The following is an 18,617-nucleotide window of genomic DNA, read 5'->3' as shown; positions in this document are numbered from 1 at the left end:
TGAACTGGCCTAATGATTTTGGACACTTCAATCGGGCGCTATGATAGCGCCCAAATCTGAGGTGTTTGGTTATGCGTAAATCTTATTCGAGTGAGTTCAAGCTCAAGGCTGCCAGCATGGTGTTGGATGAAGGTCAGCCGGTTACCGAGGTGTGTGCCACCCTGGATATCGGCCCCACAGCCCTGCGCCGCTGGGTCGATCAAGTGCAAAAAGAACGCTTGGGCTCGACCCCGGTAGGGGCCAAGGCGATTACTGCTGATCAACGAGAAATCCAGAGGCTCAAAGCTCTGCTCAGAGAGAAAGACCTGGATATCGAAATTCTAAAAAAGGCCAGTGCTCTCCTGCTTTTGGACGCCAAAGATCATTCACGTTGATCGATGAGCTGGACGAGCAGTACGGCGTTAAAAGGTGTTGCCAGGCGTTTGGGGTCAACCGCAGTAGCTTCTACGCCTGGCGCCAGCGCCAAGGCAGAGCAAATCCTGAGAGGGATAAGCTCAAAGCCGCGCTGGTCAGGCACCACAAGGCGTCCAGAGAGTCGGCCGGTGCACGTACGTTGTCCAAGGAGCTACAAGCCAAAGGGCATCGTATCGGGCGTTATATGGCTCGCAGTTTGATGCGCGAAGCTGGCATCGCCAGCCGTCAGCGCAGGCGCCATAAGTACAGGTCGCCGGGCGTGGAGGCCTTGGTGGCGCCGCACGTGCTCAAGCGAAAATTTGATGTGACGGCGGTTAATCAGGTGTGGTGTGGCGACGTGACATATATCAAGGTCGGCAAGCGGTGGATGTACTTCGCCGCCGTTCTGGATTTGTACGCTCGCAGGATCGTGGGCTGGTCGTTCTCGATGATTTCTGATGCCAACCTGACCTGCGAAGCGCTACGCATGGCGGTTGAGCTACGCGGCCATCCCCAGGATGTGTTGTTTCATTCTGACCAAGGTTGTCAGTACACCAGTCATAAATTCCGAAACGAGCTGCTGAAACAGGGGTTTAGGCAGAGTATGAGCCGTAAAGGCGAATGCTGGGACAACGCCCCGATGGAGCGTTTCTTTGGCAGCTTGAAATCAGAGTGGGTGCCTGAAACGGGCTACAAACTGGAACATGAGGCCCGAGCAGACGTGCAGCGCTATGTCTCGCGCTACAACATCAGCAGGCCTCATAGCTACAACGACTACCGGTCGCCGGTCGTGAAGGAAAGGTTGGCGGCGTGAACCTTAATCAGTGTCCAAGATTACTTGACCAGTTCAAGCCCCCTCCCACATGTTTATTACTGCGCCAGGCTCGAGGTGCTTTGGCCGACAGCCAGTCCCGCACGGATGGCCGCCAGCGCCGCCTGGTAATACGCCTTGCCCTCCGGCGATTCGGCAAACGTGGCGAACTCTTCCAGCTCCGGGTCAGACAACTCCCGATAGACGTACAGCAGCGTGTTATTCAGGTCCTTGTCGATCTGCTGCATCAAGCGCTCACGCTGCCCATTCAGCATGCCCTGGGCCTGACCGCCGCCCAGCAGGCCGGGGATCATCTGGCTCAAGCTGTCCGCCGCCACGCCGGCAATCGCCAGGCTGACTTCGGCGCCCGCTTCACGCGCGGGCAGGGCCTGGGCCAGGTGGCCGATGATCAGGCTGCGGGTGGTGTCGGCCTGGATTTTCGGCAGGCCCTGAGCGTTTTTCGCCAATTGGTCGCGACGCGTGGCGAGTAACTCGGCGGCGACAATCTTGCGGCCCAGGGGCGATTGGAAAAACGCAAGGGCCGGTTTCGGGTCCGACAGGTGCTTGCGCAATTGCGCTTCGGCACGCTGGTCCATGGCCTGGGCCGCGAAGCGTTTGCTGCTGTTGTCCACCAGCGCCTGGTACACCGCTGGCGGCAGGCTGTTGCGGTAGCGCTGCTGTGCGGCAGTGAGGGCGTCGTTGAAATGCGCACGTTGTTCGGCCCAGCCGGCGACTTTGTACAACTGGTCATGGCCGTCTGCCCAGGCGGGTAAAACGCAGAACATCAGCAAGGAAAAAAACAAACGACGCATAAGGACTCCTGTCAGTCGGCCACTATTGTCCGTGTCAGGCGTAGGATTTGTCGAGAAGTCCTATCAGTCACCTGACTAAAGTGTATTCGCACGCTCGACGGCGCTGTCGGATTCACAGGCGTATGGATACTATGCGCGCCATGCAAACACCCCTCGATCACCCACTGCTGCAACGCATTGTCGACGACCTGGCCGAAAAAGGCTGGTCGCAGCAGAATGCCTTCCTGCCCCAGGCTCTGACCCTGGAGCTGGCGGCTGAGTGCCGTAAACGTGCAGCCGAAGGTGAACTGGCCCCGGCGGCCGTGGGGCGCGGGCCGGCGCAGGAAATTCGCGAGGGGATTCGCGGCGATCATATCCAATGGCTGGAAGAGGGCGACGCGGCGGTCTGCGACACCTACATGGCCGTGATGGACAGCCTGCGTCTGGCGATGAACCGTGGCCTGTTCCTCGGCCTGGAAGACTTCGAAAGCCACTTCGCGATGTACCCGCCCGGGGCGTTCTACCTCAAGCACCTGGACCGTTTTCGCGACGATGACCGGCGCATGGTCTCGGCGGTGATCTATTTGAACGACGCCTGGTTGCCCGAACACGGCGGCCAGTTGCGCATGTACCTCAAGGACGGCATCGAACATGACGTGGTGCCCGCCGGCGGCAGCCTGGTGGTGTTCCTGTCGGGCGAAGTGCCCCACGAGGTGCTGCCTGCCACACGCGAACGCCTGTCCCTGACGGGCTGGTTTCGTCGGCGGGGCAACGAGCCGTTTTAAGCCGGCGTCCGATTCTGGCCGATCCTGAAGTCTTACCTGGAACAAAATGTGGGAGGGGGCTTGCCCGCGATAGCAGTGGGTCAGTCAGCTGATTTGTGCCTGGCACTCCGCCATCGGGGGCAAGCCCCCTCCCACATGGGTTATCGCGTATTCCCGTCGAGCCACTTCTGTTCCAGCGCCTTCAAGCGGCCGTCCGCCCTTACTCGCTCCAGCGCCCCGTCCAGGCTGCTCTTGAACGCAGGGTTGCCCTTCTGAAACGGAATCGCCAGTTCAGGTTTGTCGTTATACGCGGCGCTGAAATCGAAACGATCCTTCAGCTCGGCAGTCATAGCGATATGGTTGATTGCCACGTCGTATTTGCCGGTCGCCACGCCGTTCAGCAGGTCGGCATCATCGGTGGTGATAAACGAGGAGCGGACGTCCATTTCCTTGGCCAGTTGCTCGCCCAGCTCCACTTCAAAGCCGGTGAGCTTGTCGCCTTCCTTGAAATTGAAGGGCGGGGTGTTGGCTTCGAGGGCGATGCGCAGTTCACCGCGATCGTTGACGTCGTCGATCAGCTCGGCGTGAGCGCAAGGGCTGAGAAGGGGAAGCAACAGTAACAGGCCAGGCGAGAAGCGCATGGTCACTCCTAAGGAATTCGGATGTACGAGGCGCTGTTCAGCATCGTTTTGCTATGGTGTTGAGTGCCTTGGACAGCAATTTGTCGCGAAGTTGTCATAACCCTACAGATTTCACAGAAAAACTGGAGAAGCGAATGAAAGCCCTTTTGTCCCGTGCAACCCTGGCCAGCCTGTTGCTGGGTGCTTCGATGTTGGCGACCGCCGCTGACGGTATCCCGCGTAGCGCTCCACCTGAAGGTGCCAAGGTGTTTATCGTTTCGCCAAAAGATGGCGCCACCGTCGATAAAACCTTTACCGTGAAATTCGGCATGGAAGGCCTGAAGCTGGCCCCTGCCACCGACCAGACGCCAGGCACTGGCCATCACCACCTTCTGATCGACCAGAAAGAACTGCCGGATGCAAAACTGCCGATCCCGGCCACCGACACCGTGATCCATTACGGCAAGGCCCAGACCGAGACCGAATTGACCCTGACCCCCGGCAAGCACACCTTGCAACTGGTGGCCGGCGACAAGCTGCACATGCAGTTCAACCCGACGGTTGCTTCCAAAGTCATCACGGTTAATGTGGAATAAAAAAACGGGAGCCCCTGGCGGGGCTCCCGTTTTTTTTGGAAAGTTTCTAGCTACAAGTTTCTAGCTACAAGCTACAAGCTACAGCTCAGAGCTTTTACTTGCCGCTAATAGCTTGCAGCTTGCAGCTCAAAAAAGCACCCTACTACGAATCGTGCCGTTGATGTGCTGCAGCTTCTCTTGCGCCAGGTCCGAATACTCGGCATCGACGTCGATCACCACGTAGCCGACCTTCTCGTTGGTCTGCAGGAACTGACCGGAGATGTTGATGCCGTTTTCCGCGAAGACCTTGTTGATCTCCATCATCACACCCGGAATGTTCTGGTGGATGTGCAGCAGACGGTGCTTGCCAGGGTGAGCCGGCAGGGCCACTTCCGGGAAGTTCACGGACGATACCGAGGTACCGTTGTCGCTGTACTTGACCAGCTTTTCCGAAACTTCCAGGCCGATGTTGGCCTGGGCTTCAGCGGTGGAACCGCCGATATGCGGGGTCAGGATCACGTTGTCCAGGCCGCGCAGCGGGCTTTCGAAAATGTCGTCGTTGGAGCGTGGCTCCACCGGGAACACATCGATGGCGGCGCCGATCAGGTGCTTGTCCTTGATTGCGTCGGCCAGGGCGTCCAGCTCGACCACAGTCCCGCGTGCAGCGTTGATCAGGATGCCGCCTTTCTTGATCGCACGGATTTCCTTCTCGCCGATCATCCACTGGGTCTCAGTGGTTTCCGGAACGTGCAGGGTGACGATGTCGGACATACCCAGCAGCTCGGTCAGGCTCGACACTTGCGTGGCGTTGCCCAGCGGCAGCTTGGTCAGGGTGTCGTAGAAGAACACCTGCATGCCCAAGCCTTCGGCAAGGACTGAAAGCTGCGTGCCGATCGAGCCGTAACCGACGATACCCAGCTTCTTGCCGCGAATTTCGAAGGAATTGGCCGCGCTCTTGATCCAGCCACCACGGTGGCAGGAAGCGTTCTTCTCGGGGATACCGCGCAGCAGCAGGATGGCCTCGGCCAGCACCAGCTCCGCAACGGAACGGGTGTTGGAGTAGGGTGCGTTGAACACCGCGATACCGCGCTCGCGCGCCGCGTTGAGGTCGACCTGGTTGGTGCCGATGCAGAAACAGCCGACGGCCACGAGTTTCTTGGCGTGGTCGAAGATCTCTTCGGTCAGCTGAGTGCGGGAGCGAATGCCGATAAAGTGCGCGTCGGCGATCTTTTCCTTGAGCTGGGCTTCCGGCAGAGAACTGGTGATGTACTCAATGCTGGTGTACCCGGCGGCTTTCAGAACGTCGACAGCCGATGGGTGGACGCCTTCCAGAAGAAGGAACTTGATCTTGCTCTTATCGAGAGAAGTCTTGCTCATCTGCGTAAACCTGTATCCCGGAGAAAAATGGCAGGGAATCGAGCAGCGCAAGCTGACCCGGACGGCAGGAAAGCCGTCACCGCAGAACGCCCTTGGGCTCTGTCCTGCGGGGGCGGTATGCTAGCATACGCGCCCCGCTAAACACCTATTCCTGCGACGTGAAGCGTTCTCAGGATGACCATGAATTGTTCGAGAGTTCTGTCGATGACCCATCCTGCCCTGATTGATGAGCTGAAGACCCTGGTTGAGCCCGGCAAAGTGCTGACCGACGCCGACTCCCTGGAGGCTTACGGCAAGGATTGGACCAAGCACTTCGCGCCCGCGCCGTGCGCCATCGTCTTCCCCAAGACCACCGAGCAGGTGCAGGCCATTGTCCGTTGGGCCAATAGCCACAAGGTGGCGCTGGTGCCGTCCGGCGGGCGCACCGGCCTGTCGGCGGCGGCTGTTGCGGCCAATGGCGAAGTGGTGGTGTCGTTCGACTACATGAACCAGATCCTCGACGTGAACCTCACCGACCGTACCGCCGTGTGCCAGCCGGGCGTGGTCACCAAGCAATTGCAGAACGTCGCTGAAGAAAACGGCCTGTATTACCCGGTGGATTTTGCCTCGTCCGGTTCCAGCCAGATTGGCGGCAACATCGGCACCAATGCCGGCGGGATCAAGGTAATTCGCTACGGCATGACCCGCAACTGGGTGGCCGGGATGAAAGTGGTCACCGGCAAGGGCGATGTGCTGGAACTGAACCGCGACCTGATCAAGAACGCCACCGGCTATGACATGCGCCAGCTGTTCATCGGCGCCGAAGGCACCCTGGGCTTTGTGGTGGAAGCCACCATGCGCCTGGACCGTGCGCCGAAAAACCTCACGGCCATGGTGCTTGGCACCACCGACTTCGACTCGATCATGCCGGTGCTGCACGCCTTCCAGGGCAAGCTCGACCTGACTGCGTTCGAATTCTTCTCCGACAAGGCCCTGGCCAAGGTCCTCGGCCGTGGCGATGTGCCGGCGCCGTTCGAAACCGAATGCCCGTTCTACGCACTGCTGGAATTCGAAGCCACCACCGAAGAAGTCGCCAACCACGCCCTGGAAACCTTTGAGCACTGCGTCGAGCAGGGCTGGGTGCTGGACGGCGTGATGAGCCAGAGCGAAACCCAACTGCACAACCTGTGGAAACTGCGCGAGTACATCTCCGAGACGATTTCCCACTGGACCCCGTACAAAAACGATATTTCGGTCACCGTGTCCAAGGTGCCGGCGTTCCTCAGCGAAATTGACGCAATCGTCGGCGAACATTACCCGGATTTCGAAATCGTCTGGTTCGGTCACATTGGCGACGGTAACCTGCACCTGAACATCCTCAAGCCGGAAAACCTGAGCAAGGACGAGTTCTTCGCCAAGTGCGCCACCGTCAACAAGTGGGTGTTCGAGACCGTCGCCAAGTACAACGGCTCGATCTCCGCCGAACACGGCGTGGGCATGACCAAACGCGATTACCTGACCTACAGCCGCTCGCCGGTTGAAATCGAATACATGAAGGCCGTGAAAGCGGTGTTCGACCCGAACGGGATCATGAACCCGGGCAAGATCTTCGCTGTTTAACCGCCCCTGAAGGAGTCGTTTCATGAGCTACCAGCACAAGTATATCGACGGCACCAACATCCACTTCCCTGTGGGTAAAGTGGTGTGTATCGGGCGTAACTATGCCGAACACGCCAAGGAACTGGACAACCCGGTACCCACCGAGCCGTTGCTGTTCATCAAGCCGGGCAGTTGCGTGGTGCCGCTGGAAGGCGGTTTCGCCATTCCCACCGAGCGCGGTTCGGTGCATTACGAAGCGGAGATCGCCGTGCTGATCGGCAAGCCGTTGTCGAACAAGCCAAGCCGTGAAGAAGTGCTGGACGCTATCTCCGGCTTCGCCCCGGCCCTGGACCTGACCCTGCGCGACAAACAGGCTGAGCTCAAGGCCAAGGGCCTGCCATGGGAGATCGCCAAGTCGTTCGACGGCGCTGCGGTGATCGCGCCTTTCGTGGTCGGGAGCACGTTCGCCGACGTCACCGATATCGGCATTCGCCTGACCATCAATGGCGAAGTGCGTCAGAACGGCAACAGTGCGCAGATGCTCAACCCGATCGTACCGATGATCCAGCACATGGCCGGCTGCTTCTCGCTGCAGGCCGGTGATGTGATCCTGACCGGCACACCGGCGGGCGTCGGGCCGTTGAATGTCGGTGACAAGCTGGTGCTGGAATTGTCGGGCGTCAACCGCTTCGAAAGTGTGGTGCGCTGACTATCCGCACACATGCTGTAAAAAATGTGGGAGGGGGCTTGCCCCCGATTGCAGTGTGTCAGCCAGCTAACCTGTGCCTGACACTCCGCTATCGGGGGCAAGCCCCCTCCCACATTGGTTTTGTGTGTGTTCACTACTATCGCTTTTGCATTTTTTTCACACGCCACCCGGATAATCCCGAACTTCTCGCGCAGGCCTCTGGATCCTGTGCTATCCCCTACAGCCGACTTTCCGGAAAAAGCGCCCCATGGCCGTGCCTCTGCCCACCTCCAAACCTACGCTTCGCTCGCGCCTGACCATGCGCTGGTATTCCTGGGTGTTTCTGGCCGGTGCGATCCTGTATGGCATCGCCTGGGCCATGCACTGGGACGATCGTGGTGTGCTGTGGGTGCTGGAGGGTTTTGAAAGCCCGGCCGAACGCCGGGAGAGTGTGTGGCTGCCGGACTATCACGTGGTCATAGACGCCAAGCTGCTGCCGGGTATGGAGAAGGATGAGGCTTCGGACCTGTCCTACAACCCCCAGACCAAAACCCTGTTTTCTGTGATGGGCAAGAACCCGTTCCTGGTGGAGTTGAGCCTGCAAGGCGATGTGCTGCGCAAGATGCCGCTCAATGGCTGGAACAACCCGGAAGGCGTGACGGTGATGGAGAATGGCCTGATGGCCGTGGTCGATGAGCGCCAGCACAGCCTGACCCTCATCAAGGTCGACGCGGGCACCACGGCGTTGAACAAGGCCGATTTCCCCAGTTATGACCTTGGCCCGTCCGCGGACCAGAACAAAGCCTTTGAAGCTATTACCTGGGACAAGCGCAACCAGCAGCTCGTGTTGGGCGAAGAGCGCCCACCGGCGCTGTTCACCTGGAAAAGCAGCGGCAGCCAGACCCTGGTTGGCGACAAGCAAAAACTGGCCAGCACCGAGCTTGATATGCGCAACCTCTCGGCGCTGGCCGTGGACCCGCGTACCGGGCATCTGCTGGTACTGTCGGCCGACTCCCACCTGTTGCTGGAGCTGGACGAGAAGGGTGAGCAAGTCAGCTTCATGACCTTGCTGGGTGGCTTCAATGGTCTGAAGGACACCATCCCGCGTGCCGAAGGCGTGACCATGGACGAGAGCGGTACGCTGTATATCGTCAGCGAGCCGAATCTGTTTTATCGTTTTGAGAAACAGAAATAACGCACGTTTACGTCAGGGAATTCTCCATGAGCGGCATTTACCGCGCAGTCCGGTGCGTTTAAGTTTAAATTCAGGCGACCTTGATATCTATTCGCCAGTTTTTTCACCGAGCCCGCCCCGATGCGTCGACTTGCCCGCCCCAAACCCGCTTTAGTCATCTTGATTCTGATTGCCCTGGTTGCCGCCGGGGTCGTTGCGCAGCAGTTCCGTCTGTTCGAACGTGCCTGGTTCAACTGGCAAGTGTGGCATCAGCCAGCCGGTGAACGCAGCATAGGCCTGGCCGATTACCGCGTGTCCCTGGAGGGCCAGGTGATCGAAGGACTCGACGACGATGTGTCGGCTCTCACCTACGACCCGGTGCGCAAAAGCCTGTTTACCGTCACCAATAAAAACGCCGAGCTGGTCGAGCTGTCCCTGCAGGGCAAGATCCTGCGGCGTATTCCCCTGGTGGGGTTTGGCGATGCCGAGGCGGTGGAGTTCATCAGTGACAACATCTATGTGATCAGCGACGAGCGTCAGCAGCGGCTGATCAAAGTGCATGTGGATGACGACACCCAGTTTCTCGATGCCGCCGATGCGGAGCAAATGACCCTGGGCGTGCACATTGGCAGCAACAAGGGATTTGAGGGCCTGGCCTATGACTCGGTGGGCAAGCGCCTGTTCGTCGCCAAGGAGCGCGACCCGATGGTGATTTATGAGGTCCACGGTTTTCCCCACGTCAAGGCGGAAAAAACCTACTCGGTGCACGTGATCAACAACCCCAAGCGCGATGCAGGGTTGTTTGTGCGCGACCTGTCGAGCCTGCAATACGACGAGCGCAGCGGCCATTTGCTGGCGCTGTCGGATGAGTCGTTTCTGGTGCTGGAGCTGGACATCGACGGTCGCCCGCTGAGCAGTCTGTCGCTGCTCAACGGGCGCCATGGCCTGAAAAAACGTGTGCCTCAGGCCGAAGGGGTCGCCATGGACGACGAGGGCACGCTGTATCTGGTCAGTGAGCCGAACCTGTTTTACGTGTTCAAAAAGCCCTGATCAGAACATCCACTGTACGCCCAGGGAGTAGCCGGTCTGGCTGCCCTCGGCATGGCCGAGCCGACCGTTCACTTCGGCGTACACCCCCAGTTGTGGGGTAATCGCCAATTGGCTGCCGATCTGCGCGCGACCGAAGCTTTTGTCGACTGAGCCCAGTTTGGCCGTGCGCGCCTGGCCATCGGCGCGGGCGGTCAGTTGCAGCTCGTCGAGACGCCCGTCGGCCAGTTCCTTGACCCACGCGAGATTGCCGTAAGGCATCAGGCTCATGCTGTAAGGCAGGGCGACGGCTCCGCGCACGCGCCAACCCAGGCTGGCTTCCAGGGAGTCGAATGTCTGTTCTTCGTACTCAAGGGACGTGCGCAGGTTCTGCTTCTCGTGGAACTGATCGATGCGGTAATGGCTGTAATCGAGCCCGGCGAAAGGGCCGCTTTTGATTGCGCCGAAATCGAAGTCATAGCCGCCCAGCACCCGTGCGCCCAGGGACAGAGCGTCGGTGTTGCCGGTCAGTTGCTGGTTGAGCAGGATCGGCCCGCCATTGGCCTGAATCAGCAGGTTGCGCTTGGAATCAAAGCGCGTATGGCCGACGCTCAGGTCACCGGCCAGCCAGCTCGGCCCGCCGTCGTTGAGCAGGGCGTAGACCGATGCTTGCCAGGTGTCGCTGTCCAGTTTGCCGCGATGCTCCAGTTTGTCGCGCCCGTTGAGGTAGCTCAGGCTGGCGCCGATGTTCAGGCTTGAACTGAGTTGATAGTCGCCCAACGCGTGCACACCCAAGCGGCGGGCCTCAGGGTTGAGCGGGGTGTCGAAGCCATTGTCCGGGTTGTATTCCCCGTCAACGCCGACCTCGCCATCAAAGCTGCCGACCTCGCGACTGGCGGCCTGCAGGGTCAGCCAGCGGCGATCATGCAGGCGCACCAGCGCCTGATGCTGGCGCTGCAGGTTGTCCTGCATATTGCGGGCGACGGCGCCGCCCGAGGCGGTCGAGGCCATCAAATCGGCGTTGGTCAGCTCCAGCACCAGGCGGCTGAGCAGGCGCGAATAGTCGCGCAGGCGCTGGTCGATGCGCGCCTGGCCGAAGGCGTCGGTGAGCACGGCTTTGTTGTCTTCGCTCGGGTCGTGCCAGGTCGAGCCGCCGGGGATTTTCGGGTTGTCGGTCTGGGTGTAGCCGTCCAGGTCGCCCAGCTCCCAGTTGGTGGCCTCGATATACAGGATCGGGATATTCAGCGGTTCGAACGGTTCGCCATCGCTGCAGCAGCCGGTGCCCTTGGGGTATTGCGGGTCCAGGCCGGGGTTGGTGAACAAGGGGATATTCAATTCCCTGGCGATCTGGAAGGTGTGTTCGCGCAACGCCGCCAGGCCCGGGTTGGCCGTACTGTTCTGACCGGCGTGGGCGTACATCATGTCGCCGGTGATCAGGCTGTCGAGGTTGATCATCGCGAGCATATTGGCGCGCTGGCTTGCGCTCAGTGAGTCGACGAAGGCCCTGGAGCCGCGCAGGCCTTCTTCTTCCGCGCCGAAGCCGACCACCTGCAAACCATTTTCCAGTTGCAGCCCGCCCAGGTTCTTCGCCACCTCGGTCAGCACGCTGGCGCCGGAGCCGTTGTCATCCAGGCCTTGCAGAGTGGGGCGGCCGAAGTAGGTGTCGAAGTGCGCGCCAATCACTACGTACTGCGCCTTGGTGCCGGCGGCGTAGGCCATGACATTTTGCGAGGCGCGACTGCCGTTGTTCCAGGTGAAGTTTTGCCGACTGAGGTTGTAGGCCGTGCCCATCTGGCTCTGCATCCAATCGGCGGCGCCGGCGAAATTGGCGGTGCCGCGATAACGGCCGGGGTAGTCGTTGATCAGCTTTTCCAGGGTGGTGTTGGCGTGCTGGCCGTAGTCATAGGCCTGCAAGTGTGTCGACAGCAGGGCGCCGGCAACGCTGACAGCGAGGGCTAGGGGCTTTATCACAGGGTCTTCCTTGAGATGATGGGAGGTTCAAGCCCAGACGCTTTGCACAATGCGCGCCTCATTCCGTGGGCGGCTGCGAATTGGCGCATTGGTAAACGCGTGGGTCGCCTGGTTGTAATTTGTAACGGATTGGATACCAGGCGGGCCGTGACAGAGCGCACGGTTTTGGAGAGGAGTGCTGCGAAAAGTAGCGTTTGTGTTACATAAATCCAGAGTGGAGCACATATCAAATGTGGGAGGGGGCTTGCTCCCGATTGCAGTGTGTCAGTCAGCCTATCGGGTACTGATATACCGCTATCGGGGGCAAGCCCCCTCCCACATTAGAACTGCCACATTGGAGTTGTGGTGTTTTTAGGCTTTGAGCGTTTTTACGCCTTCCGGGGTGCCCAACAGCAGCACGTCCGCCGGGCGTGCGGCGAACAGGCCGTTGGTGACCACGCCGACAATGGCGTTGATCCGGGTTTCCAGTTCAACCGGGTGGGTGATCTGCATGTTGAACACATCGAGGATGATGTTGCCGTTATCGGTCAACACGCCTTCGCGGTACACCGGGTCGCCGCCCAGTTTGACCAGCTCGCGGGCCACGTGGCTGCGGGCCATCGGGATGACTTCCACCGGCAGCGGGAAAGCACCGAGTACCGGCACCAGCTTGCTGGCGTCGGCGATGCAAATGAAGGTCTTGGCCACCGCCGCGACGATCTTCTCGCGGGTCAGGGCTGCGCCGCCGCCCTTGATCAGGTTCAGGTGTTCATCGCTTTCGTCCGCGCCGTCGATGTAGAACTCCAGGTCGCTTACGGTGTTGAGCTCGTACACCGGAATGCCATGGCCTTTGAGGCGTGCGGCGGTCGCTTCGGAGCTGGCCACTGCGCCATCGAACGCGCCTTTGTGCTGGGCCAGCGCATCGATAAAGCAGTTGGCAGTGGAGCCGGTGCCGACACCGACGACGCTCTTGTCGTCGAGTTTGGGAAGGATTAAATCGACGGCGGCCTGGGCCACTGCCTGTTTGAGTTGATCCTGGGTCATGCGGGCTCCGGAGCGGGCGGGGAGTTATCGAGGGCGGCGAGTATACCCCAACAAACCTTGGGATTCGTGTGGTCTCCCGGCCAAAACCCGGGTTAGACTCCGTGGTCCTGCCCAACCCCCGAAGTAGATGCCTGCCGATGCTTGAACACTACGTCAAAAAGATCCTCACCTCGCGCGTTTACGACGTTGCCGTAGAAACACCCTTGCAGACTGCCCGCCAGCTTTCCGAGCGGCTGGGCAATCAGATCTGGCTCAAGCGTGAAGACTTGCAGCCGGTGTTCTCGTTCAAGATTCGCGGCGCCTACAACAAACTGACCCAGCTCAGTGCCGAAGAGCGCGCACGTGGCGTGGTCACCGCCTCGGCGGGCAACCATGCCCAGGGCCTGGCCCTGGCGGCCAAGGTGCTGGGGGTCAAGGCGACTATCGTGATGCCCAAGACCACGCCGGAAATCAAGGTCGAAGGCGTGCGCTCCCGTGGCGGCAAAGTGGTATTGCACGGTGACTCCTTCCCGGAAGCGCTGGCCTACTCGCTCAAGCTGGTCGATGAAAAAGGCTACGTCTACATTCACCCCTACGATGATCCGCACACCATTGCCGGGCAGGGCACCGTGGCGATGGAAATCCTGCGCCAGCACCCCGGGCCGCTGGATGCGATCTTCGTGCCGGTGGGCGGCGGCGGGCTGATCGCCGGTATTGCGGCGTACGTGAAATACCTGCGCCCGGAGATCAGGATCATCGGCGTCGAGCCGGACGACTCCAACTGCCTGCAAGCGGCGATGGCAGCCGGTGAGCGCGTGGTGTTGCCGACCGTCGGCATTTTCGCCGATGGCGTGGCGGTGGCGCAGATCGGCCAGCACACCTTCGACATCTGCAAAGACTATGTGGATGAAGTGATTACCGTTAGCACCGATGAAATCTGTGCAGCGATCAAGGACATCTACGACGACACCCGCTCCATCACCGAACCGGCAGGTGCATTGGGCGTGGCCGGGATCAAGAAGTACGTCGAGACCCGGGGCGTCAGCGGCCAGACCTTCGTCGCCATCGATTCGGGCGCCAACGTCAACTTCGACCGCCTGCGCCATGTGGCCGAACGTGCCGAGCTGGGTGAAGGCCGCGAAGCCATCATCGCCGTGACCATCCCCGAGAAGCCGGGCAGCTTCAAGGCGTTCTGCGAGGCGGTGGGCAAGCGCCAGATTACCGAGTTCAACTACCGCTATCACACCGGCAGCGAGGCGCACATCTTCGTCGGCGTGCAGACCCACCCGGAAAACGATCCGCGCAGGGCGTTGATCGCAAGCCTCACCGACCAGGGTTTCCCGGTGCTGGACCTGACCGAAAACGAATTGGCCAAGTTACACATTCGCCATATGGTGGGCGGGCATGCAGCCAAGGTCAGCGACGAACTGGTGTTTCGTTTCGAGTTCCCGGAACGGCCGGGGGCGTTGTTCAACTTTCTTAACAAACTGGGCGGGCGCTGGAACATCTCGATGTTCCACTATCGCAACCACGGCGCAGCCGATGGCCGTGTGGTCGCCGGGCTGCAAGTGCCGGCGGCCGAGCGCCACCTGGTGCCGGCGGCCCTGGCGCAAATCGGCTACCCGTACTGGGATGAAAGCGAAAACCCGGCCTACCAGTTGTTCCTCGGTTGAGCGACTAAGCTGACTGAGCGGCCTTCAAGGAATCGAGACTATGGAAACGCTGACCACCCTCAAGGTTATCCACATCGCCGCCACGGTGTTGCTGCTGCTCAGCGGCATCGGCCTGGCGGTACTGGCCTGGCGCAAGCGCAGCGCCGGCCCGACGGTGACGGTACAACGCCCGTGGGCGTTCGTGTGGCTGCTGATGGGCATTTGCCTGGTCAGCATGCCGTTCACCGGTTGGTGGCTGGTGCACCTGACCGGCTGGCCGCTGGGGCAAACCTGGATTCTGGGCTCCAGCATTCTCTACACCGTGGCGGCGCTGGCGTGGTTCTGGCTGGTGGCGCGGCTCAATCGGCTGCGTAAGGGCGAGGGTGGTAGCCTGAATTTCACCCTGGTGCTGGCGGTGGTCAGCCTGCTGGGGTTTGTGGCGATTGCAGGGTTGATGGGGGCCAAGCCGGTTTAAGGCTTGAGACCGCGTCGCCTGCATCGGGGGCAAGCCCCCTCCCACCTTTGAAATGCGTTCCAAGTGTGGGAGGGGGCTTGCCCCCGATAGCTTTATCAGCTGCGCAGCGTGATGACCGGCCAACCACGCCGTTCAGCCTCAGCGCGAAGATTGGGATCCGGGTCCACCGCCACCGGGTGCGTCACCTGCTCCAGCAGCGGCAGGTCATTCATCGAATCGCTATAGAAGTAGCTGTCCTCCAGGCTATACCCGGTCTCCTCCAGCCAACGGCTCAATCGCGTCACCTTGCCCTCGCGAAAGCACGGCACATCGGTGCTGCGTCCGGTGTAGCGGCCATTTTCCATCTCGCATTCGGTGGCGATCAGGGTGTCAACGCCCAGGCGTGCGGCAATCGGCGCGGTGACGAAACGGTTGGTGGCGGTGATGATCACCAGCTTGTCGCCGGCGGCGCGGTGTTTGGCCAGCAGTTCCATGGCCTTGGGCAATATGATCGGCTCGATGCAGTCGCGCATATAGTCGCTGTGCCATTCGTCCAACTGAGCCATCTCGGTGCGGCCGAGGATTTCCAGGCAGAAGTTCAGGTAAGCAGCGTTGTCCAGCTTGCCGGCCAGGTAGTCCTGGTAGAACGCGTCGTTGCGGGCCTTGTAGGCCACCGGGTCGAGGATCTTGCGTTCACACAGATAATCGCCCCAGGCGTGGTCGCTGTCACCGCCGATCAGGGTGTTGTCCAAGTCGAATAAAGCCAGGCGCATTGCAGTTACTCGCTGAAAAGTCTGTAAAAAGGCGTCCAGAATACGGTCTTTTCACAAGAGTGCACATAAGGTAAGAAGCCTCGTTGCCGCTGGAGGAAGCTTTGTGGAACAATGCGGTGATATGCGTTTGCGAGGTTGTTGCCGTGATCGACCCCGATGGTTTCCGTCCTAATGTCGGGATTATTCTCACGAATGATGCCGGACAGGTGCTATGGGCTCGCCGAATCAACCAAGATGCCTGGCAGTTTCCTCAAGGTGGGATCAACCCCGACGAAACCCCTGAAGACGCCTTGTACCGTGAGTTGAACGAAGAAGTCGGCCTTGAGCGCGAAGATGTGCAAATTCTGGCCTGTACCCGTGGCTGGTTGCGCTATCGTTTGCCGCAACGCCTGGTGCGTACCCACAGCCAACCGCTGTGTATCGGCCAGAAGCAGAAATGGTTTCTCCTGCGCCTGATCTCCAATGAGCAGCGGGTGCGGATGGATTTGACCGGTAAACCGGAGTTCGATGGCTGGCGCTGGGTCAGTTATTGGTACCCGCTGGGCCAGGTGGTGACATTCAAGCGCGAGGTTTATCGTCGCGCTCTCAAAGAGCTTGCCCCGCGCCTTTTATCGCGCGACTGACGACGGAGTTCGACCCCGAGCCATGCTCAATACGCTGCGCAAGATCGTCCAGGAAGTTAACTCCGCCAAGGATCTCAAGGCGGCGTTGGGGATTATTGTGTTGCGCGTCAAGGAAGCCATGGGCAGCCAGGTCTGCTCGGTTTACCTGCTGGACCCCGAGACCAACCGTTTTGTGCTGATGGCCACGGAGGGCTTGAACAAGCGCTCCATCGGCAAAGTCAGCATGGCGCCCAATGAAGGTCTGGTGGGCCTGGTAGGGACGCGTGAAGAGCCCCTGAACCTTGAAAATGCGGCCGATCACCCGCGTTATCGCTACTTTGCCGAAACCGGCGAAGAACGCTACGCCTCGTTCCTCGGCGCACCGATCATTCACCACCGCCGCGTCGTCGGCGTGCTGGTCATCCAACAGAAAGAACGCCGTCAGTTCGACGAAGGTGAAGAAGCCTTCCTGGTGACCATGAGCGCGCAGCTCGCCGGGGTTATCGCCCACGCCGAAGCCACCGGCTCGATTCGCGGCCTGGGGCGCCAGGGCAAGGGCATCCAGGAAGCCAAGTTCGTCGGCGTGCCGGGTTCGCCGGGGGCCGCCGTGGGTACCGCCGTGGTCATGCTGCCACCGGCCGACCTCGACGTGGTGCCGGACAAGACCGTCGATGACATCGACGCTGAAATCAAACTGTTCAAGACCGCCCTGGAAGGCGTGCGCGCCGACATGCGCAACCTGTCGACCAAGCTGGCGACCCAGTTGCGCCCCGAAGAGCGTGCGCTGTTCGATGTCTACCAGATGATGCTGGACGACGCGTCCCTGGGTAATGAAGTCAAGACCGTGATCAAGACCGGCCAGTGGGCCCAGGGCGCACTGCGCCAGGTGGTCACCGATCACGTCAACCGTTTCGAAATGATGGACGACGCCTACCTGCGCGAACGGGCCTCGGATGTGCGTGACCTGGGTCGCCGTCTGCTCGCCTACCTGCAGGAAGACCGCACCACCAACCTGGTCTACCCCGACAACACCATCCTGATCAGCGAAGAACTGACCGCCACCATGCTCGGCGAAGTGCCTGAGGGCAAACTGGTGGGCCTGGTCTCGGTATTGGGTTCGGGTAACTCCCACGTGGCCATCCTGGCCCGTGCCATGGGCATCCCGACGGTGATGGGCCTGGTGGACCTGCCGTATTCCAAGGTGGATGGTATCGACATGATCGTCGATGGCCATCGCGGCGAAGTCTTCACCAACCCCAGCGAATTGCTGCGCAAGCAATACGCCGAAGTGGTCGAGGAAGAGAAACAACTGGCGCTGGGCCTGGACTCATTGCGCGAACTGCCGTGCGTGACCATCGACGGCCACCGCGTGCCGCTGCTGGTCAATACCGGCCTGCTGGCCGATGTGGCTCGTGCGCAACAGCGCGGCGCGGAAGGGGTCGGGCTGTACCGCACCGAAGTGCCGTTCATGATCAACCAGCGTTTCCCGAGTGAGAAGGAGCAGCTGGCGATTTATCGCGAGCAACTGCAAGCCTTCCACCCGTTGCCGGTGACCATGCGCAGCCTGGATATCGGCGGCGACAAGTCACTGTCGTATTTCCCGATCAAGGAAGACAACCCCTTCCTCGGCTGGCGCGGTATTCGCGTCACCCTCGACCATCCTGAAATTTTCCTGGTGCAGACCCGCGCCATGCTCAAGGCCAGCGAAGGCCTGAACAACCTGCGTATCCTGCTGCCGATGATCTCCGGCACCCACGAGCTGGAAGAAGCCCTGCACCTGATCCACCGCGCCTGGGGTGAAGTGCGCGACGAAGGCGCCGACGTGCCGATGCCGCCGATTGGCGTGATGATCGAAATTCCGGCGGCGGTGTATCAGGCCAAGGAACTGGCGCGGCAGGTGGACTTCCTGTCCGTCGGCTCCAACGACCTGACCCAGTACCTGCTGGCCGTGGACCGCAACAACCCGCGGGTCGCCGATCTTTACGACTACCTGCACCCGGCCGTGCTGCAAGCGCTGCAACACGTCGTGCGCGACGCCCATGCCGAAGGCAAGCCGGTGAGTATCTGCGGGGAAATGGCTGGCGACCCGGCGGCGGCGGTGCTGTTGATGGCGATGGGCTTTGACAGCCTGTCGATGAACGCCACCAACTTGCCGAAAGTGAAGTGGATGCTGCGCCAGGTTGAATTGAGCATGGCCAAGGATTTGCTGGCCGAGCTGATGACCATCGACAACCCGCAAGTTATCCACAGCTCGCTGCAATTGGCGCTGAAGAATCTGGGGCTGACGCGGATGATCAATCCGGCTTCTGCGAAAACCCTCTAAAGCCTGGCGCAAAGCAAAACGTGGGAGGGGGCTTGCCCCCGAT

18 protein-coding genes are annotated in these 18,617 nt (G+C 60.5%); 12 read left to right on the top strand and 6 right to left on the bottom strand.

The annotated features are described in order from the left end of the window. The first annotated feature begins 71 nt into the window (after positions 1–71). Complete coding sequence (locus tag BFQ04_RS30280) at positions 72–374, top strand: transposase (protein ID WP_065949522.1); 303 nt, start codon at positions 72–74, stop codon at positions 372–374. Continuing rightward, the gene (locus BFQ04_RS03685) at positions 371–1,207 is read left to right on the top strand and encodes an IS3 family transposase (RefSeq protein WP_065949523.1); all 837 of its coding nucleotides are present in this window, start codon (positions 371–373) and stop codon (positions 1,205–1,207) included. Before BFQ04_RS30280 ends, BFQ04_RS03685 begins: the two co-directional genes overlap by 4 nt. Before the next feature lie 56 nt (positions 1,208–1,263). Here the strand turns inward: BFQ04_RS03685 and BFQ04_RS03680 are convergent, their stop codons facing one another. Next, positions 1,264–2,016 (bottom strand): DUF2059 domain-containing protein, encoded by a 753-nt coding sequence (locus tag BFQ04_RS03680; RefSeq protein WP_065949634.1) that lies wholly within the window; start codon positions 2,014–2,016, stop codon positions 1,264–1,266. A 131-nt stretch (positions 2,017–2,147) separates the two neighbouring features. Between BFQ04_RS03680 and BFQ04_RS03675 the strand changes: the two genes are divergently transcribed. After that, positions 2,148–2,780, top strand: a complete 633-nt coding sequence (locus BFQ04_RS03675) for a 2OG-Fe(II) oxygenase (protein WP_065949633.1) — start codon at positions 2,148–2,150, stop codon at positions 2,778–2,780. A gap of 140 nt (positions 2,781–2,920) precedes the next feature. On the opposite strand, the gene BFQ04_RS03670 is transcribed toward BFQ04_RS03675, so the two are convergent. Next, on the bottom strand, positions 2,921–3,400 hold the full coding sequence (locus tag BFQ04_RS03670) for a transporter substrate-binding domain-containing protein (RefSeq protein ID WP_065949632.1): 480 nt from the start codon (positions 3,398–3,400) through the stop codon (positions 2,921–2,923). 134 nt (positions 3,401–3,534) lie between these two features. Here BFQ04_RS03670 and BFQ04_RS03665 point away from each other — a divergent pair, with 134 nt between their 5' ends. Beyond that, positions 3,535–3,975: a DUF4399 domain-containing protein gene (locus BFQ04_RS03665; protein WP_065949631.1), complete on the top strand. Its 441-nt coding sequence runs from the start codon at positions 3,535–3,537 to the stop codon at positions 3,973–3,975. Between the two features lie 126 nt (positions 3,976–4,101). On the opposite strand, the gene serA is transcribed toward BFQ04_RS03665, so the two are convergent. Next, positions 4,102–5,331 (bottom strand): phosphoglycerate dehydrogenase, encoded by a 1,230-nt coding sequence (serA, locus tag BFQ04_RS03660; protein ID WP_049711054.1) that lies wholly within the window; start codon positions 5,329–5,331, stop codon positions 4,102–4,104. 204 nt (positions 5,332–5,535) lie between these two features. On the opposite strand from serA, the gene BFQ04_RS03655 reads away from it, so the two are divergent. The 4 genes from BFQ04_RS03655 to BFQ04_RS03640 all read left to right on the top strand — a co-directional run bounded on the left by BFQ04_RS03655 (position 5,536) and on the right by BFQ04_RS03640 (position 9,821). Then, positions 5,536–6,930 carry an FAD-binding oxidoreductase gene (locus tag BFQ04_RS03655; protein ID WP_065949630.1) on the top strand — a complete coding sequence of 465 codons (1,395 nt, stop codon included), beginning with the start codon at positions 5,536–5,538 and terminating at the stop codon, positions 6,928–6,930. Positions 6,931–6,952: 22 nt separating this feature from the next. After that, a complete protein-coding gene (locus tag BFQ04_RS03650; RefSeq protein WP_057723429.1) occupies positions 6,953–7,618 on the top strand; it encodes a fumarylacetoacetate hydrolase family protein in 666 nt (221 codons plus the stop codon). Between the two features lie 247 nt (positions 7,619–7,865). Further along, positions 7,866–8,792 (top strand): SdiA-regulated domain-containing protein, encoded by a 927-nt coding sequence (locus tag BFQ04_RS03645; protein ID WP_065949629.1) that lies wholly within the window; start codon positions 7,866–7,868, stop codon positions 8,790–8,792. 120 nt (positions 8,793–8,912) lie between these two features. After that, on the top strand, positions 8,913–9,821 hold the full coding sequence (locus BFQ04_RS03640) for an SdiA-regulated domain-containing protein (protein WP_065949628.1): 909 nt from the start codon (positions 8,913–8,915) through the stop codon (positions 9,819–9,821). Here BFQ04_RS03640 and BFQ04_RS03635 read toward each other — a convergent pair whose 3' ends face one another. Beyond that, positions 9,822–11,768 (bottom strand): autotransporter domain-containing protein, encoded by a 1,947-nt coding sequence (locus tag BFQ04_RS03635; RefSeq protein WP_065949627.1) that lies wholly within the window; start codon positions 11,766–11,768, stop codon positions 9,822–9,824. 351 nt (positions 11,769–12,119) lie between these two features. Next, on the bottom strand, positions 12,120–12,791 hold the full coding sequence (gene rpiA / locus BFQ04_RS03630; protein ID WP_065949626.1) for a ribose-5-phosphate isomerase RpiA: 672 nt from the start codon (positions 12,789–12,791) through the stop codon (positions 12,120–12,122). A 137-nt stretch (positions 12,792–12,928) separates the two neighbouring features. Here rpiA and ilvA point away from each other — a divergent pair, with 137 nt between their 5' ends. Further along, positions 12,929–14,443, top strand: coding sequence for a threonine ammonia-lyase, biosynthetic (gene ilvA / locus BFQ04_RS03625; RefSeq protein WP_065949625.1), 1,515 nt, complete (start codon positions 12,929–12,931; stop codon positions 14,441–14,443). Positions 14,444–14,483: 40 nt separating this feature from the next. Next, positions 14,484–14,897 carry a DUF2269 family protein gene (locus BFQ04_RS03620; protein ID WP_065949624.1) on the top strand — a complete coding sequence of 138 codons (414 nt, stop codon included), beginning with the start codon at positions 14,484–14,486 and terminating at the stop codon, positions 14,895–14,897. Between the two features lie 95 nt (positions 14,898–14,992). On the opposite strand, the gene BFQ04_RS03615 is transcribed toward BFQ04_RS03620, so the two are convergent. Continuing rightward, entirely contained in the window at positions 14,993–15,649 is a 657-nt protein-coding gene (locus BFQ04_RS03615) for a histidinol-phosphatase (RefSeq protein WP_065949623.1), read from the bottom strand. A gap of 143 nt (positions 15,650–15,792) precedes the next feature. Between BFQ04_RS03615 and BFQ04_RS03610 the strand changes: the two genes are divergently transcribed. Together BFQ04_RS03610 and ptsP are read left to right on the top strand one after the other, a co-directional pair. Further along, positions 15,793–16,272: an RNA pyrophosphohydrolase gene (locus tag BFQ04_RS03610; RefSeq protein ID WP_053128161.1), complete on the top strand. Its 480-nt coding sequence runs from the start codon at positions 15,793–15,795 to the stop codon at positions 16,270–16,272. Positions 16,273–16,294: 22 nt separating this feature from the next. Further along, positions 16,295–18,574, top strand: coding sequence for a phosphoenolpyruvate--protein phosphotransferase (gene ptsP, locus BFQ04_RS03605; RefSeq protein ID WP_065887067.1), 2,280 nt, complete (start codon positions 16,295–16,297; stop codon positions 18,572–18,574). Positions 18,575–18,617 lie beyond the last annotated feature (43 nt).

It is taken from the genome of Pseudomonas sp. 37 R 15, from assembly GCF_900004865.1.
In the GTDB taxonomy this organism is placed as follows: domain Bacteria; phylum Pseudomonadota; class Gammaproteobacteria; order Pseudomonadales; family Pseudomonadaceae; genus Aquipseudomonas; species Aquipseudomonas fluorescens_AM.
Note: the sequence above shows the minus strand (reverse complement) of the source record. Positions and strands in the feature narration are given on the sequence as shown.

Bases quoted from the DNA above. Each gene is read 5' to 3' on its own strand.
- BFQ04_RS30280 (WP_065949522.1), top strand. From the start codon at position 72: ATGCGTAAATCTTATTCGAGTGAGTTCAAGCTCAAGGCTGCCAGCATG.
- BFQ04_RS03680 (WP_065949634.1), bottom strand. From the start codon at position 2,016: ATGCGTCGTTTGTTTTTTTCCTTGCTGATGTTCTGCGTTTTACCCGCC.
- BFQ04_RS03675 (WP_065949633.1), top strand. From the start codon at position 2,148: ATGCGCGCCATGCAAACACCCCTCGATCACCCACTGCTGCAACGCATT.
- BFQ04_RS03670 (WP_065949632.1), bottom strand. From the start codon at position 3,400: ATGCGCTTCTCGCCTGGCCTGTTACTGTTGCTTCCCCTTCTCAGCCCT.
- BFQ04_RS03665 (WP_065949631.1), top strand. From the start codon at position 3,535: ATGAAAGCCCTTTTGTCCCGTGCAACCCTGGCCAGCCTGTTGCTGGGT.
- serA (WP_049711054.1), bottom strand. From the start codon at position 5,331: ATGAGCAAGACTTCTCTCGATAAGAGCAAGATCAAGTTCCTTCTTCTG.
- BFQ04_RS03655 (WP_065949630.1), top strand. From the start codon at position 5,536: ATGACCCATCCTGCCCTGATTGATGAGCTGAAGACCCTGGTTGAGCCC.
- BFQ04_RS03650 (WP_057723429.1), top strand. From the start codon at position 6,953: ATGAGCTACCAGCACAAGTATATCGACGGCACCAACATCCACTTCCCT.
- BFQ04_RS03645 (WP_065949629.1), top strand. From the start codon at position 7,866: ATGGCCGTGCCTCTGCCCACCTCCAAACCTACGCTTCGCTCGCGCCTG.
- BFQ04_RS03640 (WP_065949628.1), top strand. From the start codon at position 8,913: ATGCGTCGACTTGCCCGCCCCAAACCCGCTTTAGTCATCTTGATTCTG.
- rpiA (WP_065949626.1), bottom strand. From the start codon at position 12,791: ATGACCCAGGATCAACTCAAACAGGCAGTGGCCCAGGCCGCCGTCGAT.
- ilvA (WP_065949625.1), top strand. From the start codon at position 12,929: ATGCTTGAACACTACGTCAAAAAGATCCTCACCTCGCGCGTTTACGAC.
- BFQ04_RS03620 (WP_065949624.1), top strand. From the start codon at position 14,484: ATGGAAACGCTGACCACCCTCAAGGTTATCCACATCGCCGCCACGGTG.
- BFQ04_RS03615 (WP_065949623.1), bottom strand. From the start codon at position 15,649: ATGCGCCTGGCTTTATTCGACTTGGACAACACCCTGATCGGCGGTGAC.
- ptsP (WP_065887067.1), top strand. From the start codon at position 16,295: ATGCTCAATACGCTGCGCAAGATCGTCCAGGAAGTTAACTCCGCCAAG.